Origin of the sequence: Bradyrhizobium sp. HKCCYLS2038, from assembly GCF_051167655.1 — a bacterium.
Classification (GTDB): domain Bacteria; phylum Pseudomonadota; class Alphaproteobacteria; order Rhizobiales; family Xanthobacteraceae; genus Bradyrhizobium.
Map to the genome: position 1 here is coordinate 1 of NZ_JBNPTM010000026.1, position 1774 is coordinate 1774.

The window sequence follows — 1774 nt, forward strand, 5'->3', positions numbered from 1 at the left end:
GCGAGCTCGTTCTTGATCGCGCGCACATGGTGGTTGGGCACGGTGTAGAAGAAGTCAGCGCCGTTGACCGTGAACGAGTCGAGCGGGCCCTTCTTGTCGACCGAGGGCGACAGAAAGTCCGGGATGCCCCAGCGCGCCGTCGGCCAGGCCGAGACCACGTCGTGGCTCAGCGCGACCAGCTTGCCGCTGGCGTCGAGCCCCGCCTTGACCTTCTGGTAGGTGAGCGGCCGCGAGTAGTCCATCGTCATGTCGTTCTCGCGGGAATAGATCACCTTGACCGGCTTGCCGACGGCCTTCGCCGCCTGCACCGCCGGCACCATCATGTCGGCATCGAGCCTGCGGCCGAAGCCGCCGCCGAGCCAGGCCTGATGCATCACGACATACTTCGGATCGATCCCGGCAGCACCCGCCGCGATCGCGCCGGAGCGGGTCGCGAACTGATTGCCGGAGTAGATGTGCAGGATGTCGCCCTTGAACTCGGCGGTCGCGTTCATCGGCTCCATCGGCGCATGGATGTTGATGCTGGTGGTGTATTCCGCCTCCAGCACCTTCACCGCACCGGCGAGCGCCGCATTGGCATCGCCGTCCTTGACGAAGAACTGCCCGGCATCGTCCTGCGCCTGCAGCCGCATCGCCTCGGTGATGATCGAGTCGGTGCTGACGTTGGCGTAGGGGCCCTTGTCGTAGCTGATCTTGAGCGCGTCCGCCGCCTTCTTGGCGTTGGCGAAGGTCGAGGCCACCGCGACCACCCAGCCCGAGGTCGAGCCGGTCTTGTCATCCAGCGTCACCGCCTTGATGAAGCCCGGCACCTTCTTGGCCTCTGAGTCGTCGACCGCCGTGACGGTGGCGCCGAAGCGCACCGGCGGCGTTACCACCTTGCCGTAGACCATGCCCGGCAGCATCGTATCGATGCCGTACTTCGCCGTGCCGTTGGTCTTCGACGGGATGTCGATCTGCGGCACCGAGACGCCGATCATGGTGTACTGATCGGGTGTCTTGAGCGTGATCGCCTTCAGCTCGTCCGGCGTGAAGCTCTTGGTGATCTTGCCGCTCTTGACGATCTCGGCATAGCTCATCTGCTTCTTGGACTTCGCATGCATCACGATGCCGTCGCGCACCGTGAGCTCCTTGGCCGGCACGCCCATCGACGCGGCTGCCGCCTCGGTGAGCGCGATGCGCCCTGCGGCGCCGGCGCGGCTCATGGCGTCGAAGTTCATCATCGTGCTCCAGCTGCCGCCGGTGATCTGGGCGCCGAGCACGGGATCGTTGAACTTCGGATCGTTGGAGGCGAGCTGGACGCGCATGTCCTTCCAGGCCGCACCCAGCTCCTCGCAGACGATCTGCGCCATGGTGGAGGCGATGTGCTGACCCATGTCGGCCTTGCCGCAGGTCACGGTAACGAGACCATCCGGCGCGATCGAGTACCAGACGCTGGGCTCGAAGGCCGACGGCGTCGTCGCGGCAAGCGCGGAATCGGCAAGGCCGGCATAGCCGAGCACGAGGCCGGTGGCGGCGGTGCCGACCAGGAAGGAACGGCGGCTGAGATCGGGGGCCATATCTGGTGTCATGGTGGGCGCTGCTTTCACGTGCTGGTTCATGTCGCCCTCCGGTCGCTGGTGTTGGACGCGGTGCGCATCTCGGACGCGGCGCGCTGGATCGCCTTCTGGATCCGCGAATAGGTCATGCAGCGGCAGAGATTGCCGTCCATGTGCGCTGTGATCTCCTCCTTGGTCGGGCTCGTCGTCTTGGCCAGCAGCGAGGCCGCCTGCATGAT

2 protein-coding genes are annotated in these 1774 nt (G+C 65.8%); both read right to left on the reverse strand.

The genetic code is table 11. The features are described from left to right. Positions 1 to 1598 (reverse strand): molybdopterin cofactor-binding domain-containing protein (locus ACQR1I_RS36845; protein WP_434889016.1); only part of this gene is annotated, 1598 nt, incomplete at its 3' end. Beyond that, on the reverse strand, positions 1595 to 1774 hold a 180-nt coding region (locus ACQR1I_RS36850), incomplete at its 5' end, for a 2Fe-2S iron-sulfur cluster-binding protein (protein ID WP_434871268.1). The genes ACQR1I_RS36845 and ACQR1I_RS36850, both read right to left, overlap by 4 nt.